This window comes from Micromonospora qiuiae (assembly GCF_016863555.1).
Classification (GTDB): Bacteria; Actinomycetota; Actinomycetes; order Mycobacteriales; family Micromonosporaceae; genus Micromonospora; species Micromonospora qiuiae.
On record NZ_BOPC01000049.1, the window covers coordinates 15,004 to 39,772 of the forward strand.

The window sequence follows — 24,769 nt, forward strand, 5'->3', positions numbered from 1 at the left end:
ACTCGCCGGCCGGGCGCCGGTGAACCACCGGCGGGCCGAACAATGCCCACTAGAGACGATCGAGAATCTGTGAGTCGAGCCACTCGCGGAGGCGGATCACCACGTCGCCGTCGGTGGTCGGCCAGTCGTACTGCCCGGTCATCGCCAGCACACCGAGGACCACTGCACCCACGCCGAAGGCCATCCCCAGCAACGCGTCGGACTTGCCGGCCACGTGCCGCCGCCGGGTGGCGATCAGCCCGAGTACGGCGAGCACCGCGCCGGCCGCGCCGAGGGCGATGCCGTACCCCGCGAGTGCTCCGGTGAGGACGAGACCGAGGCCGGCCAGCCCGCCGATCAGACCGAGGGTGGCCAGCAGGCTTGCTCGGGGTCGCGGCCCCGCCGGTGCCGGTGGGGTGTCCGGCGCGGGCGCCCGATCAACCGTCGATTCTCGGTCGGCGACGTGGTCGGGGGAGACGGTGGTGTCCCGGTGGACGCGGTTCGGGGTGACGGTGGTGTTTCCGCCGACGGTGCGGGCCCGATCTGCGGACCGGTCGAGATCGACGGTCCGGTCCGGGTCGGGTGCGCCGGTGGGGGCGGCGGCGCGGGCGTGTCGGGCGCCGCCGATGCTGGAACGGGCGGTGGCGGCCCGGGCAGCGGCGGCCCGCTCGTCAGCGGGCTGCTCGGCCGTCTGATCGGTGGCGGTGCGGTCGCGGCCGTCAACGCGATCGGTGGTGCGGGTGTCGGTGGCCACCGCCCCACTCCGTTCGGTGTCGTCGCCGGCCGTCGAGGGCGCGGGCTCCGTGTGGCGCGACAGAGAAGGAAATCTCATGGCTTGACCTCCTGGTAGTGCGTGAGGGCGCCGCAAGCCGGCGTGAAACGTCACCACCCACGCGCGTCAATGACCGGCAGATACCCACCCGCTCGCTCGCCGACACCCGGACCGGCCAGCGACGGCTTCCGCCCACCCAGTAGCAGGACCGCCCGCTGCTCCCGACCGGGTGAACTCGGCGGCGGTGACCGGCCCGGGTATGTCTCACCCTCTCCCTTTGCTCTGCTTCACTCCACGCAACAACTACCGGCCAAAACCGTTGCGTACGTTGAAGCAGAGCAAAGGGGGAGCGGGGAACAGGGGCGGGCTGAGGCCCCGGAAGTGCACGTGCCCCGACAGCCCAGCTGCCAAGCACGCGCAGCTGGCAGGCCCGATCGCCGGTCGGACTAGGCTTGGCAGCCGTGCCAGAGGGACACACCATTCATCGCCTGGCGGCCCGGCACGCCGAGCTGTTCGCCGGGGACAAGGTGCTCGCCGCCAGCCCGCAGGGCCGGTTCGCCGAGGGCGCCGCACTGCTCTCCGGCACTGTGTTGGAGCGCACCGAGGCGTACGGCAAACATCTGCTGCACCACTACGCCGGTGAGCTGATCCTGCACGTACACCTCGGGTTGTACGGCAAGGTCACCGACGGTGTCGGGGTGCCGCCGGAGCCGGTGGGGCAGATCCGGCTGCGGCTGAGCAACGACCGGCACTGGCTCGACCTGCGCGGGCCGACCGCCTGTGAGCTGTTCACCCCGCCCGAGGCAGCGGCACTGCGCGCCCGCCTGGGTCCCGACCCGCTGCGCCCTGACGCCGATCCGGAGCGGGCGTACGCCCGGATTCTGCGCAGTTCGACGCCGTTGGCGGCGCTGCTGCTGGACCAGTCGGTGGTGGCCGGCACCGGTCTGATCTTCGTGACCGAGGCGTTGTTCCGCGCCGGGCTGCCGCCTACCCGGCCCGGCCGTGAGCTGACCCGAACCAGCTGGGACGCGCTCTGGGGCGACCTGGTGGAGCTGATGACGCTCGCCGTCAGCACCGGTCGGATCGACACCGTCCGCCCCGCACACCTGCCCGAGGCGATGGGCCGCCCGGCCCGCGTCGATCGGCACGGGGGAGAGGTGTACGTCTACCGCCGCGCCGGCCAGCCCTGCCACGTCTGCGGAACCCCGGTCAGCCGGGGCACCATCGCCGCCCGCAACCTCTACTGGTGCCCCACCTGCCAGATGTAAGAAAGGGCACCTTTTTAACGCCTGATGTATAGGAGGGGGCCCTTCCTAACACTCGGTGTTAGGAAGGGCGGCAACCTCGCCGCTCGCCGAGCAGCCAGCTCGCCGACCAGTGGCTTCGGGTCGATCACCAGCCACGGCTCGCGCTCGGCCCGCAGCACGTTGGCGGCGTGCAGGTCCTGGTTGACCAGCACCTGCTCGCCCTGGCTGCCGGCCAGGCCGGTCAGCAGGTCGAGTGCCATGTCCACCAGTCGCCGCTCGTACGGCCGGCCGGTCCGTTCCCAGGCGACCGGCAGATTGGTCGCCCAGCCGGCCACCGCGTCGGCCAACGACGTGTACGGCCGATCCGCGGGCACCCAGAGTCGGGGAAGCAGCCCCACCACCACGTCGAGTGCGTCGTCCAGCGGCAACGCGTGCAGCGGCGTGCCGGGACAGCAGCGCTCCGCCAGCAGCGCCCGCAGGTCAGGGTCGTGGGCGAGCAGCCGGACCGCGCCCTCGCCGCGCCAGTGCCGCAGCGCGGTCGCCTCGTGCTCGCTCTCCGCGTCAGGGAACTGCAACTTGAGCACCGCACGGGTGCCGTCCGGCAGGTCGGCCGGCATCACCAGCGAGGCGAAGGCGTACCCGAAGGGCGCCCCGACCCGCAGCGACCAGCGCGCGGCGCAGGCGGCCAACCGCTCGGGCAGCTCAGCAAGCCACTGCGGGCCGCCCGCCATGCCGCGCAACCAGGTCAGCTCGTCAGGGATTCGCAGCGCGCCGGTCACCGGTGCAGCGTGACCGAGTCAGGTCTGCCGACGCAACCACGGCCGTCGGCCAACGCTGCATGCGGCTTGCCGCCGATCCGATCGGGCCGTCCGGCGGGCACCGTCGCCAGTCAGCGCAGCCGGCGGATGTCGCCGTACGCCCGGTAGAAGCTGCCCCGACCGGACTCCCGGACCTCGGTCACCAGATAGCGCGCGCCGGGCTCGCGGATGCCCTTGGGGAACTGCACGGACCAGTCCCGGTGGTAGCCGGTGGAGAGGACCTGCACGCGCAGCCGCCCGCTCCGCTCGACGCACTCCACGATCACGCCGTCGCTGGCGTAGCCGACCACCTCGACCTCGGTGACGGCGGCCGGCTCGGGCAGCCGGGCCGGGGCCTTGACGTCGACCACTTCGGGCACGCTGCCCGCCTCCGCCGCCCGGATCGCCGGCTCGCTGGCGTCCACCACGCTCACGCTAAGCCCCACCACCGACAGAAAAGCGTTCCGTCGGTGGGTCAGCGGCCGAGGGCGGCCATGGTTTTGCGGGCGGCGACCAGCACCGGATCCCAGACCGGGGCATACGGCGGGGCGTAGCCGAGGTCCAGCGCGGTCATGTCGTCCACCGTCATTTCGTTCCACAGCGCCACGGCCAGCGTGTCGATTCGCTTCGCTGCCTCGGACCAGCCGACGATCTGCGCCCCGAGCAGCCGCCCGCTGGGCCGCTCGGCGATCAGTTTCACGGTCATCGGTCGGGCCCCCGGGTAGTAGCCGGCGCGGTTGGTCGACTCGGCGATCACCGAGACGAACTCGAAGCCGGCGGCCAGGGCGTCCCGCTCGCGCAGCCCGGTACGCCCCACCTCCAGATCGCAGACCTTGGTCACGGCGGTGCCGATCACCCCGGCGAAGGTGGCGTACCCGCCGCCGATGTTGATCCCGGCCACCCGGCCCTGCTTGTTGGCGTGCGTGCCGAGCGGCACGTGCACCGGCATCCCGCTGACCCGGTGCAGCGTCTCCACGCAGTCTCCGGCGGCCCACACCCCGGGTACCCCGGTGACCCGCATCCGGCGGTCCACCCGGATCCCGCCGGCCGGGCCGAGCGGCAGACCGGCCGCTTCGGCGAGCGCGGTGTTAGGGCGTACGCCGAGGCCCAGCACCACCAGGTCGGCCGGGATGTGGCCGCTGTTGGTCTCCACCCCGTGCACCCGGCCGTCGCGCTCGGACAGCCCGGTGACCCGCACTCCGGTGCGGATGTCGACGCCCACCCCGCGCATCGCCTCGGTGACCAGCCGGGCCATGTCCGGATCCACTGTCGACATCGGCTGCTCGTTGCGTTCGAGGAGGGTGACCGACAGGCCGCGCAGGACCAGCGCCTCGGCCATCTCGACGCCGATGTAGCCGCCGCCGGCCACCACCGCGCGTCGGGGCCGCGGTTCGGCGTCGAGCCACTGCCGTAGCGCCGAGCCGTCGTCGAGGGTCTGCACGCCGAAGACGCCGGCCATGTCGGTCTGCGCCCAGTCCGGCTTGATCGGCACCGCGCCGGCCGCGTACATCAGGGTGTCGAAGCGCTCGCGGACCTCGCCGCCGCCGTCCAGGTCGCGGGCGAGGACCTCGCGGCGGTCCAGGTCGATCGCGGTCACCTCGTGCCGGATCCGCACGTCGATGTCGAACTGCTTCCGGTGGGTCGCCGGGTCGCGGGCCACCAACTGCTCGCGGTCGCTCACCAGGCCACTGATCCAGTACGGGATGCCGCAGGCGGAGTACGAGGTGAAGTGCCCCCGCTCGAAGGCGACGATTTCCAGGTCGCGCCGATCCCGGCGCCGCCGTGCCTGGGCGGCGGTCGCCATCCCGGCGGCGTCTCCGCCGACCACGATCATCCGTTCCGCCACCGCAACCTCCTGTCACCCCGGGGCCTCCCCCGGGTCTGTCGCGCCACCTCCGACACCACATCCTCCATCCGGCCGGTGCGGGCGTACGCGGAACGCTGCCGCGCCGCGCCGGTGCCGTGCTGGCGCAGCTTCTCCAGCAGGCCGGTCACCTCGGCGAGGTCGCCGTGATGTCGTCCAGCGCGGTCGCCACCAGGGCGCGGACCAGCGCGGCGACCAGCACCGCGTCGTCCACCGTCGGGCAGACGTCTCCGATGCGCAGCTCGACCGTCGGGTACTTGGCCGACAGCCGGGCCGTCGCCTGCCTGACCATCGCCACGACCGTCCGCTCTCTGCCAGTGCGGTCCGTCCGCGCCCGGTCGGCCGGGCATGTACCCCCGGTGGTGGCTGCGGGAAACGCCGGGCGGGCAGCTCCTCGTCCTCCGCATCGGCTCATCGACATTGACAACTGTGGGAGTGGGACGTACAACTCGTGAGAGAGCGCTCTCTAGTCCCGTCCCGTAGAGAGGCAAGTCCTATGGCACCTGCCCCGGCGGCTCCCGCCGCCCTGCCCGCCCGGCGTCGCCTTCCGCTCACGGTGGCCCTGCTCACCGCCGTCACCACCGGCCTGGCCGGGCTCACCGCGACCGCCGACGCCGCCGTGCCGCCGCCCCCGTCCGGCTGGAGCCTGGTATGGAGCGACGACTTCACCGGCGCCGCCGGCACCCTCCCGTCGGCCAGCAACTGGATCATCGACACTGGCACCAGCTACCCGGGCGGCCCGCCCAACTGGGGCACCGGCGAGATCCAGACGTACACCAACAGCACCGCCAACGTCAGCCACGACGGCGCCGGCAATCTGCGGATCACCCCACTTCGCGACAGCGCCGGCCGTTGGACCTCGGCCCGCATCGAGACGGTACGCAGCAACTTCAAGCCGCCGGCCGGCGGCGTGCTGGCCATCGAGGGCCGGATCCAGATGCCCAACGTGACCGGCGCGGCCGCGGCCGGCTACTGGCCGGCGTTCTGGGCACTCGGGTCGCCGTACCGGGGCAACTACCAGAACTGGCCGGGCGTCGGGGAATTCGACGTGATGGAGAACGTCAACGGGCTCAACACCGTCTGGGGCGTGCTGCACTGCGGCGTCGCGCCGGGCGGCCCGTGCGACGAGTTCAACGGCATCGGCGCCTCCCGATCCTGCCCGGGCAGCACCTGCCAGTCGGCGTTCCACACCTACCGCTTCGAGTGGGACGCCTCGGTCAGCCCTCAGCAGCTGCGCTGGTACGTCGACGGGCAGCTCTACCACACGGTCAGCCAGACCCGCGTCGGCGAGCCGTACTGGTCGCAGATGACCAGCCACTCCGGCTACTTCCTGCTGCTCAACGTGGCGATGGGCGGTGCCTTCCCGGACGGTGTGGCCGGCAGCGCCACGCCGACCGGGGCGACCGTGCCCGGCCGGCCGATGCTGGTCGACTACGTGGCCGTCTACAGCCGCGGCGGCGGCACCACCCCGCCGACCACCCCGCCCCCGACGACCCCGCCGCCGGGCGGAGTACGGGACGCGTACGCGACGATCGAGGCCGAGTCGTTCAACGCGCAGAACGGCGTGATCGTCGAGGCCTGCTCCGAGGGCGGGCAGAACATCGGGGCACTGCGCAACGGCGACTGGGTCCGCTTCGACAATGTGGAGTTCGGCTCCACCGGCCCGCGTGACTTCGTGGCCCGGGTCGCCTCGGGCGCAGCTGCCGGTGTCAGCGGCCTGGTGGAGGTCCGACTGGACAGCCCGACCAGCACCCCGATCGGCAGCTTCGCCATCGCCAACACCGGGGGTTGGCAGAGCTGGCGTTCGGTGCCCGGCAACGTCTCCTCGGTGACCGGCCGGCGCACGGTCTACCTCACCTTCAGCAGCGGCCAGCCCAACGACTTCGTCAACGTCAACTGGTTCCACTTCCGCCGTTGAGGTGTAAGGAAGGGCCCCTTCTTAACGCCTCCGGTAGAGCAGGGGCCCCTTCTTAACACCACACCCCGGCAACCCTGGGCGAAACAGTTGACACTCTTCGCCCCGGGTGCCTGGGTCCCCTTTAGCGGGGGCGGCGATCGGGTACGGCGGGGGGTTTGCCGCCGAACCGGATCGGAGAAGGTACGGCAGCATGTCTGACAGGTGGTACTCGGAGGCGGTGGTCTACTGCCTCGACATCGACACGTACTCGGACTCCAACGGGGACGGCGTCGGAGACATCCCGGGCCTGATCAGCCGGCTGGATTACCTGGCCCGGCTGGGCGTGACCTGCCTCTGGCTGCACCCCATCCACCCGTCGCCCAACGACGACGACGGGTACGACGTGACCGACTTCTACAACGTCGACCCCCGCTTCGGCACCCTCGGCGATTTCGCCGAACTGCTGCACCAGGCAAGCAACCGGGGCATCCGGGTGATCATCGACCTGGTCGTCAACCACACCTCGGACCAGCATCCGTGGTTCCAGTCCGCGCGCTCCTCGCCGGACTCGCCGTACCGCGACTGGTACGTCTGGTCCGATCAGGAGCCGGCCGACCGCCACCAGGGCATGGTCTTCCCCGGCGAGCAGCACGAGACCTGGACCTACGACCGGACCGCGAAGGCGTGGTACTACCACCGCTTCTACAAGTTCCAGCCGGATCTCAACACCACGAACCCAGAGGTACGCGCCGAGATCAAGAAAATCATGTCGTTCTGGCTCCAGCTCGGAGTGGCCGGCTTCCGGATGGACGCGGTGCCGTTCATCATCGAGCGCACCGAGCCCGGCGACCCGAATCCGGAGCTGGACTTCGAGTTCCTCACCGAGCTGCGCCAGCACGTGCAGTGGCGCCGGGGCGACGCGATCCTGCTGGCCGAGGCGAACGTCGAGCCGGACGAGCTGCCCGCTTTCTTCGGTGACAGCGGCGGCTCAGCGAACCGTCTGCACATGCTCTTCGACTTCATGCTCAACGGGCGGCTGATGCTGGCCCTGGCCCGGCAGGACCCGGAACCGGTGATCGAGGCGCTGCGCGACACCCCGGCCCTGCCGGAGGGCGGGCAGTGGGCAACCTTCCTGCGCAACCACGACGAGATCGACCTCTCCCGGCTCACCGCCGAACAGCGCAACCAGGTGTACGAGCAGTTCGGCCCCGAGGAGCACATGCGCATCTACGACCGGGGCATCCGCCGCCGGTTCGCGCCGATGCTCGGCAACGACCGGAGGCGCATCGAGCTGGCGTACTCCCTGCAGTTCTCGCTGCGCGGCACGCCGGTGCTGCGCTACGGCGAGGAGATCGGGATGGGCGAGGACCTCTCGCTGCCCGGGCGGGAGGCGATCCGTACCCCGATGCAGTGGTCGAGCCAGACCAACGCCGGCTTCTCCACCGCGGAGCCGGAGAAGCTGCTCCGTCCGGTCATCGAAAATGGCGAATACGGGTACGGGAAGGTCAACGTCACGCTCCAGCGCCGGGACCGCAACTCGCTGCTGGCCTGGTTCGAGCGGATGATCCGTACGCTCCGGGAGGCACCCGAGACCGGCGTCGGCAACACCACCCACATCGACGTGCCGATGCCCCCGGGCGTGCTGGCGCACCGCGCCGACGGGCCGAGCGGCACGATGGTCTTCCTGCACAACCTGGGTACCGCCGACGCCGAGGTGGATCTGAGCCTGCTGCAACCCGAGGCGGACCTGCCCATCGACGTGCTCGCCGACCGCAACTACGACGACATCGGCAAGCTGGACAAGTTGAAGCTGGCCGGCTACGGCTACCGCTGGATCAGGCTCCGTCGATCCTGATCACCCCTGACTGGTCCCGCGCGGCCTGTGGTGGTCTGCGCCGGTTTTGCGGGGCCGGGGTGGGTTAGGCTCCTGCGACCGAGCTGAGTTACCGGGAGGTAATCGTGTCGCAGGGGCAGCGGGTCGCCATCGTGACCGGGGCGGCGCGGGGGATCGGCGCGGCCACCGCCAAGCGGCTGGCCGCCGACGGGCTGGCCGTCGCCGTGATCGACATCGACGAATCGGCGGCCAGGGAGACCGTGGACGCCATCGCCGCCGCTGGCGGCCGGGCCCTCGGCCTCGGCGCGGACGTGGCCGACCGGACCCAGGTGGAGGCCGCCGTCGAGCGGGTCGCCGCCGTGCTGGGCGCACCGGCCGTGCTGGTCAACAACGCCGGTGTGCTCCGGGACAACCTGCTGTTCAAGATGACCGACGCCGACTGGGACAGCGTCCTCGGCGTACACCTGCGCGGAGCGTTCCTGTTCAGCCAGGCCGTGCAGACGTACATGGTCGAGCGCCGGTGGGGCCGGATCGTCAACCTCTCCAGCACCTCCGCGCTGGGTAACCGTGGCCAGGCGAACTACTCCGCGGCAAAGGCCGGCCTGCAGGGCTTCACCAAGACCCTCGCCATCGAGCTGGGCCCGTTCGGGGTGACCGTCAACGCGGTCGCGCCGGGGTTCATCGTCACCGACATGACCGCGGCTACCGCGGCCCGGATGAAGATCGACTTTGAGGCGTTGCAGAAGCGCGCCGAGGCGGAGATCCCGGTCCGGCGGGTGGGCCGGCCCGAGGATGTGGCCCACACCATCTCGTTCCTGGTCAGCGAGGGAGCGTCCTTCGTCTCGGGCCAGGTCGTCTACGTGGCGGGCGGCCCGAAGGACTGAGCGCCGGGCGGGTGCTGATTGTTAAGAAGGGGCCCCTCCTATACACCAGGCGTTAAAAAGGGGCCCTTCCTTACCGGGTCTTCGCGAGCCAGGCCAGGCCGAGGATGGGGAGCAGCAGGGGGATGTAGCCGTAGCCGCTGCCGAAGCCGGACCAGACCGTCTCGTCGGGGAAGAGATCGGGCCGGACGAGGCTGAACGCGCCGATCCCGACCACGCCGACCAACTCCACGGTGCAGCAGGCGAGAGCGACGCGGCGACCGGTGTGGCCGGCCCGGGCCAGGCCCACCGCCGCCACGATGTAGACCACCGCGGCGAGCGCGGAGAGCAGGTACGCCAGCGGTGCCTCGTCGAACTTCGTGGCGATCTGCAGACCGGCACGACTGGTGGCCGCGATCGCGAAGAGCAGGTACACCGCGATCAGCAGCCGGCCGGGGCCGGCGTTGGTCCTCGTCGTCCGGGCGGTGCGCAGCTCAGCCACCGAGCAACTCCCAGGTCTGCTGGAGCCGGACCACGACCACCGGCGTCACCAGGCAGATCGCGCAGACGATCGCCGAGCCCCAGCGGGTTGGCTCCATCCGGGCCAGCACTGCGGCCAGCGGCGGCAGGCAGACCAGCGTCACCAGGTAGCCGAAGAACGCCCCCGGCTCACCGGGCCGTTCGCCACCGGCGAGCGCCACCCCGGCCAGCACCGCCAGGCCGAGCAGGATCAGTTCCAGCACGGCCAGGCCGATCAGCTGCACCCGGTCCGGTGCCCGGTGCCGTAGCGTGGCCACCAGCGCCCAGGCCGCGACCAACAGGGACACCACGATGGCGGCGACGGCCGGTACGCCGTCGATCGGTGACCCGGTGCCGCTCACCGGCGTCGCCCGACGCTCAAGTCGTTCACCGCCCCACTCTACTAACCGCCGTAGTAAAGCCCCGTAGGGCCCGCCGGTCACCCCTGCCGTCGGTGAGCGCCGCGACGTCACGCCCGTTTGGGGGGCGGCTGCGGTCCGGTCCGTCTCGATCCGCCAGCCCGGCAGCCCGTACGCGCAGTCGCCCTGGCGGCGTGAGTACGGCGCGCTGTGGGACATCGGCCCGCATGCCCTGGCGATCCTGCTGCCGGTGCTCGGCCGGGTGGCCCGGGTGGTGGCCGTCGACGGGCCGGGCGGCCTGGTGCACCTGCTGCTCACCCATGACGGCGGGGCCGTCAGCACGGTGTCGCTGGCCCTGGACGCCCCGCCGGCGGCGGTGGCCGGCGAGTTCGTTTTGTACGGCGAGAACGGCGTCGAGCCGGTCCCGATCCCGGACGGGAGCCCGGCGACCGCGTTCGGGGTGGCGATCGACCAACTGTTGGCCGAGAACGACGCTGGCACCCGGGACCACCGCTGCGACGTGCGCTTCGGGCGTGAGGTGGTGGCCGTGCTCGCCGCCGCCGAGGCCGCCCGCGCCCAAGCCACCCCCGTCGATCTGCCCAGCTGAGCAGACCGGAAAAGCGGTGGATGGGGGAGGCGGCAATCGGTAGGGTCGCGGCCATGGCTATGTACGCTCTGATCAACGCGGCCGTCGCGTCGGCCGCGTTCGGGCCGCTGTTGCAGGCCCGCCCGCGAGTCCGGCGTCCGGCCCTGGCCGGCGCGATTCCCGACTGACGCCTCCGCGTACGCCTCCGGCACCCGCCTGCCCATCGCAGGTCGCCGTGCCCTCGCGCCATCTCACCAGGGTCGTCCGAGTCTTTGATCCCTCGGACAGGCCCCGCTCGCGGCTGCCTGTCCGCATCCGTCGCCGTCCGGCGACAGACAGGACGACGCCATGGCATCCCGCCGAACCCGCACCACCGAACGCGACCGGTCCCGTCGCGTACTCTCGCAGAACTTTCTCGCCGACCCGGCCGCAATCGCCCGGATGGTCGACGCTGCCCGCCCGGATCCCGACGGACTGGTGCTCGAGGTGGGTGCCGGGCGTGGGCAACTGACCCGGCCACTGGCCGCGCGCTGCGGCCGGCTGGTCGCGTACGAGGTGGATCCCGACGCCGGGGCGGAACTGGCCAAAGTCTGCGCGACCCTGCCCACGGTCACCCACCGCCAGTCCGATTTCCTCGCCGCGCCGCCGCCGCGCGAGGAGTTCGCTGTGATCGGCAACATCCCGTGGTCGCTGACCGCGGCCGTGGTGCGCTGGTGCCTGGCCGCGCCCCGGCTACGTACGGCGACCCTGTTGACTCAGTTGGAGTACGCCCGCCGCCGCGCCGGTGACTACGGCCGGTGGACCCGGCTGACTGTACTGACCTGGCCGGAGTTCGACTGGCGGTTGGTCGGGCGGATTCCGCGCACCGCGTTCCGCCCGGTGCCCCGGGTCGAGGCGGGCATTCTGCGCATCGAGCGGCGGAAACAGCCACTGGTGGCGGCCTCTGCTCTGCCGTCGTACCGCCGGATGGTCGAGCTGGGCTTCGGCGGCGCCGGCGGTTCCCTCGCGGCGTCGTTGGCCCGCCGGTACCCGCGAGCCCGGCTGGCGGCGGCCCTGCGAGCCAGCCGACTCGACCCGGCCGTGCCGGTCGGGCACGTCTGGCCCGAGCAGTGGCTGACCCTGTACCGCCTGCTCCACGCCCGCTGACAGATGTAAGGAAGGGCCCCCTTTTAACGCCTGGTGTATTGAAGGGGCCCCTTCCTAACATCTAGCGCACCCCGGGTCAGGACGTCGCGCGCAGTGCCTCGGCCAGCTCGGCGGGGGAGCTGAACTGCTCCACGGGCAGGGCTCGTACGGCCTGCAACTGCTCCGTACTCGCGCCGTTCTCCTGGCACCAGCGAACGAGGTCCTCCCGCGAGACGGGATAGTCCAGCCCCGAGAGGTGCTCGGGCAAGGACAAACGGCTGTCGGACATGCCCTCCGACCTACCCGGACGACCACCTCCGCACACCACCGGGCTGCCCGCGTTTGCCCGCCGAGGTGTCGGGTAGCCGCAGTCATGCTCGTACAGCGGCTCGGCGCGCCGAGCGATTTCGACCCCTTGCTGGAGCGCGTTCGGGACGCCCGGGTGGTGATGATCGGGGAGGCCACGCACGGCAGCTACGACTACTACCGGATCCGGGAGCAGCTCACCCGCCGGTTGATCGCCGAGTGCGGGTTCAGCTTCGTCGGGGTCGAGGGCGACTGGCCCGACTGCGACCGGGTGCACCGCTCGGTGACCGGGGCGTCGGGTGGGGCGGTCGAGCCGCAAGCTGCGCTGGAGCGCTTCGAGAGGTGGCCGACCTGGATGTGGGCGAACGCCGAGGTGGCCCGCTTTTGTCGCTGGCTGCGCGCGTGGAACATGGAGCGGCCCGAGCCGGCCCGGGTCGGTTTCCACGGCCTCGACGTCTACAGCCTCTGGGAATCGATGCAGGCGATCTTCGATTATCTCGGCGAGGAGGATCCGGCGTCGCTGGAGGCCGCGCAGGACGCGTACCGCTGCTTCGAGCCGTACGGCAAGCGGATCGAGGAGTACGGGGACGCGGCCCGGTTCGTCTCCGCGCGCTGTGAGCAGGAGGTGGTACGGCTGTTGACGCGTACCCGGGAACAGGCCGCTGTGGACGGACCGGGAGCCTTCTCGGCCTGGCAGAACGCGGAGGTGGTGGCGGGCGCGGAGCGCTACTACCGGGCGATGGTCGCTGGCGGCCCGGGTTCGTGGAATGTCCGGGACACCCACATGGCCGACACGCTGGACCGGTTGCTGGATCACTACGGGCCGGGCGCCCGGGGGGTGGTCTGGGCGCACAACACGCATGTCGGCGACGCGCGGGCGACCGACATGGCCGCCGACGGCATGCTGAACATCGGCCAGTTGGCCCGGGAACGCCACGGCGCCGACGAGGTCGTACTGATCGGCCTCGGTAGCTGGCGCGGGACGGTGATCGCCGCGCCGAGGTGGGGCGCGCCGGCCGAGGCCATGCTCGTGCCGCCGGCCCGTGCCGGCTCGGTGGAGCAGCGGTTGCACGAGTTGATGCCGGAGCGCGCGGTGCTGGTCTTCGGCGGACCGGACCAGCCGGGCTGGGTCACCGACATCCTCGACCACCGGGCGATCGGGGTGGTGTACGACCCGTCCTTCGAGTCGTGGGGCAACTACGTGCCGACCCGGCTGGGGCAGCGGTACGACGCCTTCATCTGGTGCGACGAGACGACGGCGCTGCATCCGTTGCCGGCGCTCACCGCCGCGGGCGAGATGGAGACGTATCCGGCCGGCGTCTGAGTCACGCGGCGGCGGGGTTGGTTAATAGGGGCCCCCTGCTATGCACTAGGCGTTAACAGGGGGCCCTTCCTTTACATCTTGTCGAGCTGGGCGCGGAGCTTTTCACCCTCGATGTCGACGTTGGGCAGTGCGCGGTCCAACCACCGTGGCAGCCACCAGGCCGCCTTGCCGAGCAGCGACATCACCGCCGGAACGATGGTCATCCGTACCACGAAGGCGTCGATGGCCACGCCGATGGCGAGCGCGAAGCCCATCGACTTGATCACCGGGTCGTCGAGGAAGACGAAGCCACCGAAGACCGACGTCATGATCAGTGCGGCCGCGGTCACCACCCGGGCGCCGTGGCCCATCCCGTTGATGGTGGCCTGCTGGGCGGTGTCACCGTGTACGAAGTCCTCCCGCATCCGGGAGACCAGGAAGACCTCGTAGTCCATGGCCAGGCCGAACAGGATGCCGATCAGCAGGATCGGCAGGAAACTGATCAGCGGGCCGGGGGTGTCGAGGCCGACCAGGTCGGCGAGGTGACCCTGCTGGAACACCGCCACCGTGATACCGAACGTCGCGGCGACGGTGAGCAGGAAGCCCAGCGCGGCCTTGACCGGCACCAGCAGCGACCGGAACACCAGCATGAGCAGCAGGATCGACAACCCGACGACCAGCGTCAGGTAGACCGGCAGGGCGTCGGAAAGCTTCTCCGAGATGTCGATGCCGATCGCGGTCACGCCGGTCAGCAGCACGTCCGCGTTCGGCACGCTGGCGACGGCCGTACGGATGTCGTGCACCATCGCCTCGGTGGCCGGGTCGGTCGGGCCGGTCTGCGGGATCACCCCGAGCAGCGCCGTCCGGCCGTCCGGGCTGAGCTGCGGCGGGGCCACCGCGAGCACGTTCTCGGTGCCCTGGACGAGGCCGGTCACCTGCGGGATCGCCGCGGCGGTGGCCTGGGCGTCGTCGCCGGCCACGACCACCGCGAGGCGACCGGTGAAGCCGGGACCGAAGCCCTCGGTGATCAGGTCGTTGGAGACCCGGGCCGGTGAGCCGGCCGGTGCGGTGCCGGCATCCGGCAGGGCGAGGCGCATGTCCGGCGCGGGCAGCGCCAGCAACCCGAGACCGAGTACGCCGACCAGGATCGCCGGGATCCGGAAGCGGGTGACCAGACCGGCCCAGCGGAAACCGAACGCCGAGCGATCCTCGCCGGCGAGGGCCCTGGCCTCCGGTGCCGCACGATCCAGTGCCGCGCTGCCGCCGCCACTGCTCCCGCTGCCGCTGCCGGTGGTCGGTGCGCCCTTGCCGCCCGTGGCCGCTGCGCCCTCGCCGCTGGCCGCCGCCGGGTCGCCGGTGGTGGTGGTGACCGGGACCGACGCGCGTAGTCGGCGGGGCAGCACCCGGCCACCGGCGAAGCCCAGCAGGGCCGGCTGAAGGGTGATCGCCACCAGCACCGCGACGGTCACCGTGCCGGCCGCGGCCAGACCCATGACGGTGAGGAAGGGAATGTTCACCACGGCCAGGCCGGCCAGGGCGATGACCACCGTGGCCCCGGCGAAGACAACGGCCGAACCGGCGGTCCCGACCGCGCGACCGACCGCCTCGTCGGCCGGCAGCCCGTCGAGCAGGTTCTGCCGGTAGCGCGAGGTGATGAAGAGCGAGTAGTCGATGCCAACGGCGAGGCCGAGCATCAGCGCCAGGATCGGCGCGGTGCTGGTCAGCTCGACGACGTCGCTGAGCGCGTACAGCCCGGCCATGCCGACGCCGACCCCGATCAGCGCGTTGAGCATGGTCATTCCCGCCGCGACCAGCGAGCCGAAGGTGACGACCAGGACGACGAGCGCCACGGCAACGCCGATCGCCTCGGTGGAGCCGACCTCGGGCTCGGTGTTGAGCACCTCACCGCCGGGAGCCACCTGCCAGCCCTGCGCCGTGGCGTCGGCACCCACCTTCTCGTAGGCGTCCCGCTGTTCTTCGGTCACCGTGTCCGCGCCGCCGTTGAACTGCACCTGGATCAGTGCGTACTGGCCGTCGGGCGACACGGCGCCGACCTGGAAGGGGTCGACGGCGCCGACCACACCGGGCAGGGTCATGGCCTCCTGCGTGATCGCCTGGACCACCGCCTGGCCCTCGGGCGTGCCGAGTTGGCCGGCGCCTGGTGCCTTGACCGCGATGGTGCCGGTGGCGCCGGCTGCCGCCGGGAACTGCTCGTCGAGCAGGTCGAGCGCCCGCTGGGACTCGGTGCCGGGCATGGTGAAGTTGCTGGCCGTCGGGCCGCGCAGGGTCGCCGCGGCCAGGCCGAGCCCGACGAGTACGACGAGCCAGATCGCGGCGACGAGTCGCCGTCGGCGCATCGAGCCCCGGCCGAGCCGGTAGAGCAGGGTCGCCATGAGGTCCTTTCCCTCGATCGTGGATGGTGGGACGGGTCAGTGGACGGGCGCCAGAGCCCGTCGCAGCAGCGCCAGCAACGCGTCGCGCAGTTCCTCGTCGGCCACGTCGGAGAACTCGCCGCAGGTCTCGGCGATGCCGGCGAGCAGTACGAAGGCGGCGATCCGGGCCGAGGCCCGCTCGGATCGCCCGGCCAGCGCGGCGAGTAGCCGCTCGGAGATTTGCTGGATGTGTGCGAAGTCGGGCTGTTGCAGCAGCTCGGGGAACTCGCCGCGAAGCAGGGCGATCTCACCGCGGAAGCGGACGGCAAGGTCGACGAAGCCCTCGGCGGCGACCCGCTGGGCCGACGCCGGTTCGGGCTGGGCCGCGATCCGCTCGTCGAGTGCCCGCAACACCTCGATCGCCGGTGCCATCAATTCGGTGAGGATGGCCTCCTTGTTGGCGAAGTGGTAGAGCACTGCTGCCTTGGAGCAGCCCACCTCGCTGGCGATGTCCTGTAGTGAGGTGCCCCGGTAGCCGGTGACGGCGAAGCGTTTCGCCGCGGCGGCGAGGATCTCGCCGTGGGTCTGCGGAGCGGGGCGGGCCATGGTCCTCAGCATGCCTGACCGATCGGTCAGGAGCTGACCGGTCGGTCAGATCAGTGGCGTGCCCCACAGCCGCCGGCAGCCGATTGGCTCTCCAGGGCAGGCCGCCGCTCGCCCGACAATCGACCTCATGACCGTTTCCCTGGCCGAGCAGGCGAGCCGGCTGCGGGCCCTGCACCGGCCGAACGATCCGCTGGTCCTGCCCAATTCCTGGGACGCCGGGTCGGCCCGGGCGGTGGCCGACGCCGGTTTCCCGGCCGTGGCCACCGGCAGCGCCGCCGTCGCCGAATCGCTCGGTCACACCGACGGGGAGAACCTCCCACGTGACGAGATGTTCGGCGCCGTGACCCGGATCACCCGGGCGGTCACCGTGCCGGTCACCGCCGACCTGGAGCGCGGTTACGGCCTGGGACCGGACGAACTCGTCGGCCGCCTGCTCGACGCCGGGGCGGCGCCGGGGCACCGGCGGTCGCCGAGTTGGCGGCCCTGGGGGTGGCCCGGATCAGTTACGGCTCCGGCCTGTACGCGGCGACCCGCGCGCACGCCGCCCGTCTGCTCGCCGCGATCGCCGCCGGAGACTCGCTCGCCTGAGCCGCGTTCCGGTTGACCGCCGGGCGCCGGGCCGGGATGGTGGTCGGGTGAGCGAGGCGGAGGAAACCCGGGCCGGGGTGGCGCTGACCAACCTCGACCAGGTGCTGTTCGACGGCTCCGGCGCGGTCAAGCGCGACCTGGTCGACTACCTCGACGCGGTGGCCGACCGCATCGTTCCGCAGCTGCGGGACCGTCCGCTGTCGGTGGTCCGGGTGCGCCCGGGCCAGCCGCCGTTCATGCAGAAGAACCTGCCCCGCTACACCCCCGACTGGGTGCGCCGGGTGCCGATCTGGGCCGAGGCGTCCCAGCGGGAGATCGCGTACGCGCTCTGCGACGACCGCCGTACGCTGCTCTGGTTCGCCAACCAGCGGGCAGTGGAGTACCACCCGACCCTGGCCACGGTCGACGACCTGAGCCGCCCCACCCACCTGGTGCTCGACCTCGACCCGCCGTCCGACGGCGGTTTCGCCGCCGGGGTGGGTGCCGCGCTGCTGGTCCGGCAGGCCCTCGCAGACGCCGGGTTGGCCGGCGCGGTGAAAACCAGCGGGGCGAAGGGACTGCACGTCTTCGTCCCGGTCACCGCCGACGCGGACGCCGAGGAGGTGGGCGCGGCGACCCGGGCCCTCGCGGCGCGCGCGGAGCGGCTGGATCCGGCGTTGGCGACCACCGCGTTCATCCGCGCCGACCGGGGCGGCAAGGTCTACGTCGACCCCACCCGATCCGGCGGCGCGACCGTCGTGTCGGTCTACAGTCCACGGCTGCGTCCCGGGGTGCCGGCCTCCTTCCCGGTGTCCTGGGCGGAGCTGGAATCGGTGACCCCTGCGGACTTCACCATCCGGACCGTCACCGAGCTGGTGGCGGAGCGGGACCCGTGGGCGGAGCTGATGCCCCCGCCGCAGCAACTCCCGGCCGACCTGGTCGAGGAGGGCCGGAGCATTCCGGTGCCGAGGGTGCAGGCAATGCACGAGGGTCGCCGCCGGGCCCGCGCCCGGCGCGCCGCCGCCGACTGAGTACGCGCCGGCCCAGCGCGTGTTCGAGCTCCTCATCGCCGTTTCGTCGGCGGCCGTTTCGCCGTAATGGCGGTGTCCTGACCGATCGGATACCGCCGTACCGACGGAACAGAGTCGATCATCTGACTGCCGGTATTCCGCGCGGTGCTCAGCCGGCGGTGGCCGGCACGGCGATGGCGGTGAGCAGCAGGCCCCGGTCGACCAGGAACCGGCCCTGGAAGCTGGTCACGGGGGTTCCCCCGAGCAGCGGGCCGGGCACCAGCAGCCGGGCGACGAACGTGCCGTCCGGGGCCAGCTCGATGTCCGCCTCGTCGAAGCCCAGCCATCGGCCGGTCAGCGGAAACCACGCCTTGTACACCGACTCCTTCGCGCTGAACAGCAGGCGGTCCCAGCAGACCGCCGGCTGGTCGGCGGCGAGCGCCGCGGTGCGGGTCCGCTCGCCGGGCAGGGCGATCGCGCCGAGCACGCCGTCCGGCAGCGGCGCGTGCGGCTCGGCGTCGACGCCGATGGTGGCGATCTCCGCCGAGCGGGCGAGGGCCGCGCCGCGGTAGCCGTCACAGTGGGTCATGCTGCCGACCACCCCGTCCGGCCAGACCGGGGCGCCCCGGACGCCCGGCAGGATCGGCGCCGGCGCCAGGCCCATCTGTCCCAGCGCCCGCCGGGCGCAGTCCCGCACGGTGGTGAACTCGCGTCGGCGCTTCTGCACCGCCTTCGCGATGACCGCCTCCTCCTCGGGGAAGAGCATCGCCCCGTCGGGGTCGCTGAAGGACTCGACCACCACCACGGCCGGAGGCAGGATCCGCTCGATCACGGTGATCGATGATATGCGAGCACGGCCGGGCCGGTTGAGGCTGCGAGTTGCGGTGTCTTGCGCGGGGGCCGGCGAAGGAGTGTGGCTGCGGAGGGTGGATTTTTGCTGGTCGGCGCGGGCACCTCCGGGGCATGGGTGCAACCTGCGTGAGGCGTGTGCCGGGCAATCTTGGACATTTTCTGCCCCTAGCTTGGCTTTCCGCGTCCAAGATCTACTGGGGGGACTTTCGGGGCCCAAACGAACAAGCCGGACGGCAGCGGCCGTCCGGCTTGGTGTGCATATGGTCTATCTGGTGCCCCCGGCAGGATTCGAACCTGCGCCCCCGCCTCCGGAGGGCGGTGCTCTATCCCCTGAGCTACGGGGGCTCAGTGACTGGAGAAGACTAGCAAACCCCGTAGCCGATCGCCGAATCGGTATCGGCGGGCTGTCAGGCGGCCAACGCCCGCCCGCAACTGGGCAGCGGATGCGGCACGATGCGGCGGGGAAGCCGGCGCGGCCATTCGTTGCGGGCCCAGGAGCCGTCCACGATGAGATGTACGGTGCGCTGCTCGGCGCCGCTGAGCCGGAGCACGAAGTCCCGGGGCATCCGCGGGTCCACCGACGGTGTGGTGACCATGAAGCGTACCCGGCCCCGTGCGGAGACGGCCGAGATCACGTCGGCCGCCGGCATGGTGCCCCGGAGCCGGACCCGGCCGATCCAGTACACCTCGGCGAGGTGCTCCTGCGCGGCCCGGGTGATCGCCGGATACTCGCTGCGTACCCAGCGTTCGACCGAGCCGACGCAGAGACCGCAGGCCCGCTCCCGGGGCTCCCGCGGGCCCAGCCCCCAGGCGCGCAGATAGGCGCCGACGACCCCGAGATCCAGATTCAGCCCGAAACGCTGCTGGATCAGGGCGTGCAGACTCTGTCGGGTCCACAGCTCCTCGTCCAGGCCGAAGGCGTCGGGGTGGACACCCCGGAGGGTGTCGATCAGTTCCAGCTCCTGTTCGCGGCTGAGTGTTCCCGGCTCACCCTGCCGCTGTCCGCGACGGACGGCTGCCACCGTCCCGTCACCGCCGATGGTGTGGCGCCGGCACCAGCTGGTGACCGAGCGCTGCGCGTCTCTGAGTGCAACCCCCACGTGCTGGACAACGAGTGCAGTTCCCCCCAAGTAACCCCTAGAGGGAAAATCGGTCTTATGGTCACAACACGGAGCGGAAGCCCCTATCTCCGACCTTTGATACGACGACGCCGCCCCGCTCGTGGTGAGCGGGGCGGCGCTGGATCGTACGGTTGCGGGCGGCTCAGCCGCCGGCCTGCTGGAGCTTGCGCAGCTCGTTGATCTCCTTCTGCTGCGACAGCTTCATCGCCTCGGCCATCCGGACCACCTCGGGACGGTCGGAGGCTTTGAGCACCCCGTCGGCCATGTGGACGCCGCCGATGTGGTGCTTGATCATCAGCTCGATGAAGAGGCGGTCGACCTCGGCGCCCTGCGCCTCGTGCAGTTGGGTGATCTGCTCGCGGGTGGCCATGCCGGGCATCAGCCCGTTGTTGTCCACCGTGATCCCGTCGGGCATCCACTCCATCGCTGGCCGGGAACCCGTCGGGAGCAGGTTCCACTCCTGCAACCAGCGCTGCATCTGGCCGATCTGGCCCTGCTGGGTCAGCGCCATGTCGTACCCGATCTGCCGGATCGCCGGGTCCTGCCCCTTGGCGTACGCGATCATGGCCATCTCGACCGCCTGGGCGTGGTGGCGGGCCATGTCCCGGGCAAAGCCGGCCTCGGGCGAGTTCTCGCCCGGGGTGCGCCCGGCGACCAGCGTCGCGGCCGTCCAACCGACACCGAGCAGCAGCAGTGCCGCCAGGGCCAGCGTCAGGTAGCGCAGCAGCCGAGGGCTCCGGCTGGCTTCCGCCGGGCCCGTCCGCTCCTCCACCGAGGGGTCCTGAAGCGCGGTGGCCACGTCAACCACCCATCGACGGCTCGAGCTCGCGCGGCTCCGTGCCGGTGCCGGTGGTGTAGTTGCCGGAGGAGCACGGCACGCCCGGCTCCACCGAGGCGTTCTGCGCCAGGACGGTGGCGAACTCCTTGAGCCGCGGGTCGTCGGCCTTGTCGACCTTGAGCTGGTAGCCCCATGCCTGAATGGAGATCGGGGCGTCGAGGCCCTCGTACGGGCTCATCAGCATGAAGTCGTTGTTGCGGATCACGCTGGCCAGCTTCTCCACGTCGGCGGCGGGCAGGTCGGGGCGGTAGGTGAGCCAGACCGCGCCGTGCTCCAGGCTGTGCAGCGCGTGCTCGTTGGCGATCGGCGCGTCGTAGACGTCGCCGAGGCAACGCTGCCAGGTGGCGTTGTGCGGACCGCCGACCGGCGGGCTCTGCTTGTACTCGATCTTGCCGGTCCGGTGCTCCTGATTGCTGATGCTCTCCGGGTCCGTCTTGCGGAAGTTGACGATCCCCTCGATCTGCGCCGCCTTGTCCTGCCAGGACTGGCTGCCCTTGAAGGTCGCCCAGGCGCCGTATCCGATGATCGAGGCGGCGAGCACACCAACGGCGACGAAGAGGGCGATCGGTCCCCAGGACCGGCCCTGGCTGACCTTGACCGGGGTTATCGGCTTGCGCGGCCCCTTGCCGCCGCCGGAGCGCTGGGGGGTCGCGGGCTTGCCGGAACCGGCCTTGGCGCCGGCGGCCGGCCGACCCGCCGCCGGCTTCTTGCCGGTGCTGACCACGGTCGGGCGGCGCTGCGGGCCGCCCGGGGTGCTGATGCTCATCGTGCCTCGTCAGGTCGGTCGGTCAGAGGAGTCCGGCGGCCCGGCCCCCGATGCCGGGTCGCCGCCGCGGGGACCGAGTCTACCCCCGATAACATGGATCGGTGACTCCCGCAGAACTCGCCGAAGCTGTCCTCGCCGCCGCTCACGCCGTCTTCGCCGACCGAGGGCTGGACCGCTCCGCGCTGCCCGAGCACACAACGGTCGAACGACCCCGTAATCCTGAACATGGCGACTACGCCGCCACGCTGGCGCTCCAGCTGAGCAAGAAGGTGGGCGTCCCGCCCCGCGAGCTGGCCGCGGCGCTGGCCGCGCAGCTCGCCAGCACGCCGGGAATCAAGTCGGTGGAGATCGCCGGGCCGGGCTTCCTGAACATCCGGCTGGACGCCGCCGCCGCCGGCCAGCTCGCCCGGACGATCGTGGAGGCCGGCACGGAGTACGGCCGCAGCGACCGGCTCGCCGCTCTGAAGATCAATCTGGAGTTCGTCTCGGCCAACCCCACCGGTCCGGTGCACATCGGCGGAGTCCGATGGGCGGCGGTCGGCGACGCGCTGAGCCGGCTGCTGCGAGCCACCGGGGCGGAGGTCGGCACGGAGTACTACTTCAACGACGCCGGTTCGCAGATCGACCGGTTCGCCCGGTCGCTGCTCGCCGCCGCCAGGGGCGAGGCGGCCCCGGAGGACGGCTACGGCGGCGCGTACATCGGCGAGATCGCCGCCCAGGTCACCGCCCGCCGGCCGGACGTGCTGGAGCTGGACGAGGCCGCCGCGCAGGAGGTCTTCCGGGTGGAGGGCGTCGAGCTGATGTTCGAGGAGATCAAGTCCTCGCTGCGCGACTTCGGGGTGGAGTTTGACACCTACTTCAACGAGAAGGACCTGCACGACCGGGGCGAGCTGGAGCACGCCCTGACCCGGCTGCGCGAGCAGGGGCGGGTCTTCGAGGCCGACGGCGCCACCTGGCTGCGGACCACCGACTTCGGTGACGACAAGGACCGGGTGCTGCGCAAGTCCAACGGCGAGTGGACGTACTTCGCCGCGGACTGCGCATACTACCTGGACAAGCGGGAACGCGGCTTTGAGCGGGCTGTGATCATGCTCGGGGCCGATCATCACGGCTACGTCGGCCGGATGAAGGCGATGGCGGCCTGCTTCGGCGACGACCCCGAGGTGACCCTGGAGATCCTCATCGGTCAGTTGGTCAACCTGCTCCGGGACGGAGCGCCGATGCGGATGAGCAAGCGCGCCGGCACCGTGATCACCCTGGAGGACCTGGTCGACGCGATCGGGGTGGACGCCGCCCGATACGCCCTGGCCCGCTACTCCAGCGACTCGCCGATCGACATCGACATCGAACTGTGGACCCGGGCGACCCGTGACAATCCGGTCTATTACGTGCAGTACGTCGCGGCCCGGACGGCCAGCGTCGGACGCAACGCCGCCGAGGTCGGGCTGACCCGGGGCGATGCCGTGTCGTTCCGCCCCGAGCTGCTCGACCACGACAAGGAGAACGAGCTGCTCAAGGCGCTCGCCGAGTTCCCCGCCGTGGTGGCCGCCGCCGCCGAGTTGCGCGAGCCGCACCGGGTGGCCCGCTACCTGGAGGACCTGGCCGGGGCGTACCACCGGTTCTACGACAACTGCCGGATCCTGCCCCGCGGTGACGAGGAGGTCACCGACCTGCATCGGGCCCGGCTCTGGCTCAACGACGCCACCCGGGTGGTGATCGCCAACGGGCTGCGCCTGCTCGGCGTCTCGGCCCCGGAGAGGATGTAACCGCCATGCGTGCTCACGAAGCCGGTGCGATGCACGGCGACCTCGGCAGCCGGGGGCCGGCCTGGCTGCGTACCCCGGTCGACGTCAATGCCCTGGTACCGCAGCTGTGGCCGCGCAACACCCGGCGCGGCGACGCCGGCGCGCTGGTCGTCGCGGGCCTGGACGTACGCGACATCGCCGCCGAATTCGGTACGCCGGTGTACGTGCTGGACGAGGATGACCTGCGGTCGCGTTGCCGGGACTTCCGGGCGGCGTTCCCGAACGAGGACGTCTACTACGCGGGCAAGGCGTTCCTCTGCCGCGCTGTGGTCCGGATGATCGCCGAGGAGGGCATGTTCCTCGACGTGTGCAGCGGCGGCGAGCTGGCCGTGGCGCTGGCCGGCGGGATGCCGCCGGAACGGATCGGCTTTCACGGCAACAACAAGTCCGTCGCCGAGCTGCGCCGGGCGCTGGACGCCGGAGTCGGCCGGATCATCGTCGACTCGTTCGCCGAGATCGACCGGCTCACCGCGCTGGCCCGCGAAAGGGGCGTACGTCCCCGGGTGCTTCTCCGGGTCACCGTCGGGGTCGAGGCGCACACCCACGAGTTCATCGCCACCGCCCACGAGGACCAGAAGTTCGGCTTCTCGCTGGCCGGCGGGGCGGCCATCACCGCCGCGCTGCGCATCCTCGACGAGGATGTGCTGGAGCTGCGTGGCCTGCACTCGCACATCGGCTCGCAGATCTTCGACACCAGCGGGTTCGAGGTCTCCGCCCGCCGGGTGCTGACCCTTCAGGCGCAGATCCGCGACGCCCGCGGGGTGGAGCTGCCCGAACTTGACCTCGGTGGTGGCTTCGGCATCGCGTACACCACCCAGGACAACCCCTCGACGCCGGAGGAGCTGGCCAAGCGGCTGCGCAAGATCGTGGATTCCGAGTGCGCGGCGGAGCGGCTGGCCGTACCGCACCTGTCCATCGAGCCCGGCCGGGCGATCGTCGGCCCGGCCGTGTTCACCCTCTACGAGGTGGGCACGGTCAAGTCCGTACTGATCGGCACTGGTAACGATCCAGCCGATGGTCGTCGTGCCTATGTCAGCGTCGACGGCGGGATGAGCGACAACATCCGCACCGCGCTCTACGACGCTTCCTACTCCGCGACGCTCGCCTCCCGAGCCAGCGTGGCGGAACCGGTGCTCGCCCGCGTGGTGGGAAAGCATTGTGAGTCCGGGGACATTGTGGTGAAGGATGAATTCCTGCCCGCCGACGTTCAGCCCGGAGATCTTGTCGCGGTGCCCGGCACGGGCGCCTACTGTCGCAGCATGGCCAGCAACTACAACCACGTGCCCCGACCCCCGGTGGTCGCGGTACGTAACGGCCAGGCTCGGCTGATCGTTCGGCGGGAGACTGAAGAGGACCTGCTCGCTTTGGACGTGGAATGAAGTCA

The 24,769-nt window shown here is 71.3% G+C and carries 23 protein-coding genes, 1 tRNA gene and 2 pseudogenes; 11 read left to right on the forward strand and 15 right to left on the reverse strand.

Going from position 1 to position 24,769, the window contains the following annotated elements:
* Positions 1-49: 49 nt before the first annotated feature.
* A complete protein-coding gene (locus Vqi01_RS18085) occupies positions 50-811 on the reverse strand; it encodes a thrombospondin (RefSeq protein WP_204035982.1) in 762 nt (253 codons plus the stop codon).
* A 401-nt stretch (positions 812-1,212) separates the two neighbouring features.
* On the opposite strand from Vqi01_RS18085, the gene Vqi01_RS18090 reads away from it, so the two are divergent.
* Positions 1,213-2,019, forward strand: coding sequence for an Fpg/Nei family DNA glycosylase (locus tag Vqi01_RS18090; RefSeq protein ID WP_204035983.1), 807 nt, complete (start codon positions 1,213-1,215; stop codon positions 2,017-2,019).
* Between the two features lie 14 nt (positions 2,020-2,033).
* On the opposite strand, the gene Vqi01_RS18095 is transcribed toward Vqi01_RS18090, so the two are convergent.
* The 4 genes and pseudogenes from Vqi01_RS18095 to Vqi01_RS18110 all read right to left on the reverse strand — a co-directional run.
* A complete protein-coding gene (locus Vqi01_RS18095) occupies positions 2,034-2,777 on the reverse strand; it encodes an aminoglycoside phosphotransferase family protein (protein WP_239098475.1) in 744 nt (247 codons plus the stop codon).
* Between the two features lie 110 nt (positions 2,778-2,887).
* Positions 2,888-3,229 (reverse strand): hypothetical protein, encoded by a 342-nt coding sequence (locus Vqi01_RS18100; protein ID WP_239098476.1) that lies wholly within the window; start codon positions 3,227-3,229, stop codon positions 2,888-2,890.
* Between the two features lie 41 nt (positions 3,230-3,270).
* Complete coding sequence (locus tag Vqi01_RS18105; protein ID WP_204035984.1) at positions 3,271-4,641, reverse strand: FAD-dependent oxidoreductase; 1,371 nt, start codon at positions 4,639-4,641, stop codon at positions 3,271-3,273.
* Positions 4,626-4,933 (reverse strand): annotated as a pseudogene (locus tag Vqi01_RS18110) (glutamate-cysteine ligase family protein); the annotation flags it as partial. The gene Vqi01_RS18105 and the pseudogene Vqi01_RS18110, both read right to left, overlap by 16 nt.
* 222 nt (positions 4,934-5,155) lie before the next feature.
* Between Vqi01_RS18110 and Vqi01_RS18115 the strand changes: the two are divergent.
* The 3 genes from Vqi01_RS18115 (at position 5,156) to fabG (ending at position 9,274) form a co-directional block, all read left to right on the forward strand.
* The gene (locus tag Vqi01_RS18115) at positions 5,156-6,577 is read left to right on the forward strand and encodes a carbohydrate-binding protein (RefSeq protein WP_204035985.1); all 1,422 of its coding nucleotides are present in this window, start codon (positions 5,156-5,158) and stop codon (positions 6,575-6,577) included.
* A 190-nt stretch (positions 6,578-6,767) separates the two neighbouring features.
* Positions 6,768-8,411 (forward strand): alpha-amylase family protein, encoded by a 1,644-nt coding sequence (locus Vqi01_RS18120; RefSeq protein ID WP_204035986.1) that lies wholly within the window; start codon positions 6,768-6,770, stop codon positions 8,409-8,411.
* A 104-nt stretch (positions 8,412-8,515) separates the two neighbouring features.
* A complete protein-coding gene (gene fabG, locus Vqi01_RS18125) occupies positions 8,516-9,274 on the forward strand; it encodes a 3-oxoacyl-ACP reductase FabG (protein ID WP_239098477.1) in 759 nt (252 codons plus the stop codon).
* A gap of 70 nt (positions 9,275-9,344) precedes the next feature.
* On the opposite strand, the gene Vqi01_RS18130 is transcribed toward fabG, so the two are convergent.
* On the reverse strand, positions 9,345-9,752 hold the full coding sequence (locus tag Vqi01_RS18130; protein WP_204035987.1) for a hypothetical protein: 408 nt from the start codon (positions 9,750-9,752) through the stop codon (positions 9,345-9,347).
* Positions 9,745-10,131 carry a hypothetical protein gene (locus Vqi01_RS18135; protein ID WP_204035988.1) on the reverse strand — a complete coding sequence of 129 codons (387 nt, stop codon included), beginning with the start codon at positions 10,129-10,131 and terminating at the stop codon, positions 9,745-9,747. The genes Vqi01_RS18130 and Vqi01_RS18135 overlap by 8 nt, the downstream gene beginning before the upstream one ends.
* Before the next feature lie 124 nt (positions 10,132-10,255).
* On the opposite strand from Vqi01_RS18135, the pseudogene Vqi01_RS18140 reads away from it, so the two are divergent.
* Both Vqi01_RS18140 and erm read left to right on the forward strand, forming a co-directional pair.
* Positions 10,256-10,735 (forward strand): annotated as a pseudogene (locus Vqi01_RS18140) (Gfo/Idh/MocA family protein); the annotation flags it as partial.
* 327 nt (positions 10,736-11,062) lie between these two features.
* Positions 11,063-11,860 (forward strand): ErmE/ErmH/ErmO/ErmR family 23S rRNA (adenine(2058)-N(6))-methyltransferase, encoded by a 798-nt coding sequence (gene erm, locus Vqi01_RS18145; protein WP_204035989.1) that lies wholly within the window; start codon positions 11,063-11,065, stop codon positions 11,858-11,860.
* A 76-nt stretch (positions 11,861-11,936) separates the two neighbouring features.
* On the opposite strand, the gene Vqi01_RS18150 is transcribed toward erm, so the two are convergent.
* A complete protein-coding gene (locus Vqi01_RS18150) occupies positions 11,937-12,128 on the reverse strand; it encodes a DUF2795 domain-containing protein (protein ID WP_204035990.1) in 192 nt (63 codons plus the stop codon).
* A gap of 84 nt (positions 12,129-12,212) precedes the next feature.
* On the opposite strand from Vqi01_RS18150, the gene Vqi01_RS18155 reads away from it, so the two are divergent.
* A complete protein-coding gene (locus Vqi01_RS18155) occupies positions 12,213-13,469 on the forward strand; it encodes an erythromycin esterase family protein (RefSeq protein ID WP_204035991.1) in 1,257 nt (418 codons plus the stop codon).
* 71 nt (positions 13,470-13,540) lie between these two features.
* On the opposite strand, the gene Vqi01_RS18160 is transcribed toward Vqi01_RS18155, so the two are convergent.
* Positions 13,541-15,841, reverse strand: a complete 2,301-nt coding sequence (locus Vqi01_RS18160; protein ID WP_204035992.1) for an MMPL family transporter — start codon at positions 15,839-15,841, stop codon at positions 13,541-13,543.
* Positions 15,842-15,877: 36 nt separating this feature from the next.
* Positions 15,878-16,426, reverse strand: coding sequence for a TetR/AcrR family transcriptional regulator (locus Vqi01_RS18165; RefSeq protein ID WP_204035993.1), 549 nt, complete (start codon positions 16,424-16,426; stop codon positions 15,878-15,880).
* A gap of 127 nt (positions 16,427-16,553) precedes the next feature.
* On the opposite strand from Vqi01_RS18165, the gene Vqi01_RS18170 reads away from it, so the two are divergent.
* A complete protein-coding gene (locus tag Vqi01_RS18170) occupies positions 16,554-17,030 on the forward strand; it encodes an isocitrate lyase/phosphoenolpyruvate mutase family protein (RefSeq protein ID WP_239098478.1) in 477 nt (158 codons plus the stop codon).
* 31 nt (positions 17,031-17,061) lie between these two features.
* Positions 17,062-18,024 carry a DNA polymerase domain-containing protein gene (locus Vqi01_RS18175; RefSeq protein WP_204035994.1) on the forward strand — a complete coding sequence of 321 codons (963 nt, stop codon included), beginning with the start codon at positions 17,062-17,064 and terminating at the stop codon, positions 18,022-18,024.
* 148 nt (positions 18,025-18,172) lie between these two features.
* Here the strand turns inward: Vqi01_RS18175 and Vqi01_RS18180 are convergent, their stop codons facing one another.
* The 5 genes from Vqi01_RS18180 to Vqi01_RS18200 all read right to left on the reverse strand — a co-directional run bounded on the left by Vqi01_RS18180 (position 18,173) and on the right by Vqi01_RS18200 (position 21,580).
* Entirely contained in the window at positions 18,173-18,835 is a 663-nt protein-coding gene (locus Vqi01_RS18180) for a 4'-phosphopantetheinyl transferase family protein (RefSeq protein WP_204035995.1), read from the reverse strand.
* A gap of 290 nt (positions 18,836-19,125) precedes the next feature.
* Positions 19,126-19,200, reverse strand: a tRNA-Arg gene (locus Vqi01_RS18185).
* A gap of 62 nt (positions 19,201-19,262) precedes the next feature.
* The gene (locus tag Vqi01_RS18190) at positions 19,263-19,955 is read right to left on the reverse strand and encodes a winged helix-turn-helix domain-containing protein (protein ID WP_204035996.1); all 693 of its coding nucleotides are present in this window, start codon (positions 19,953-19,955) and stop codon (positions 19,263-19,265) included.
* A 163-nt stretch (positions 19,956-20,118) separates the two neighbouring features.
* Positions 20,119-20,775, reverse strand: a complete 657-nt coding sequence (locus tag Vqi01_RS18195) for a DUF305 domain-containing protein (RefSeq protein WP_204035997.1) — start codon at positions 20,773-20,775, stop codon at positions 20,119-20,121.
* Position 20,776: 1 nt separating this feature from the next.
* Positions 20,777-21,580, reverse strand: a complete 804-nt coding sequence (locus Vqi01_RS18200; protein ID WP_204035998.1) for a thioredoxin-like domain-containing protein — start codon at positions 21,578-21,580, stop codon at positions 20,777-20,779.
* A gap of 101 nt (positions 21,581-21,681) precedes the next feature.
* On the opposite strand from Vqi01_RS18200, the gene argS reads away from it, so the two are divergent.
* Entirely contained in the window at positions 21,682-23,346 is a 1,665-nt protein-coding gene (argS, locus tag Vqi01_RS18205; RefSeq protein WP_204035999.1) for an arginine--tRNA ligase, read from the forward strand.
* A 5-nt stretch (positions 23,347-23,351) separates the two neighbouring features.
* Positions 23,352-24,764: a diaminopimelate decarboxylase gene (gene lysA, locus Vqi01_RS18210; RefSeq protein ID WP_204036000.1), complete on the forward strand. Its 1,413-nt coding sequence runs from the start codon at positions 23,352-23,354 to the stop codon at positions 24,762-24,764.
* The last annotated feature ends 5 nt before the right edge of the window (positions 24,765-24,769 follow it).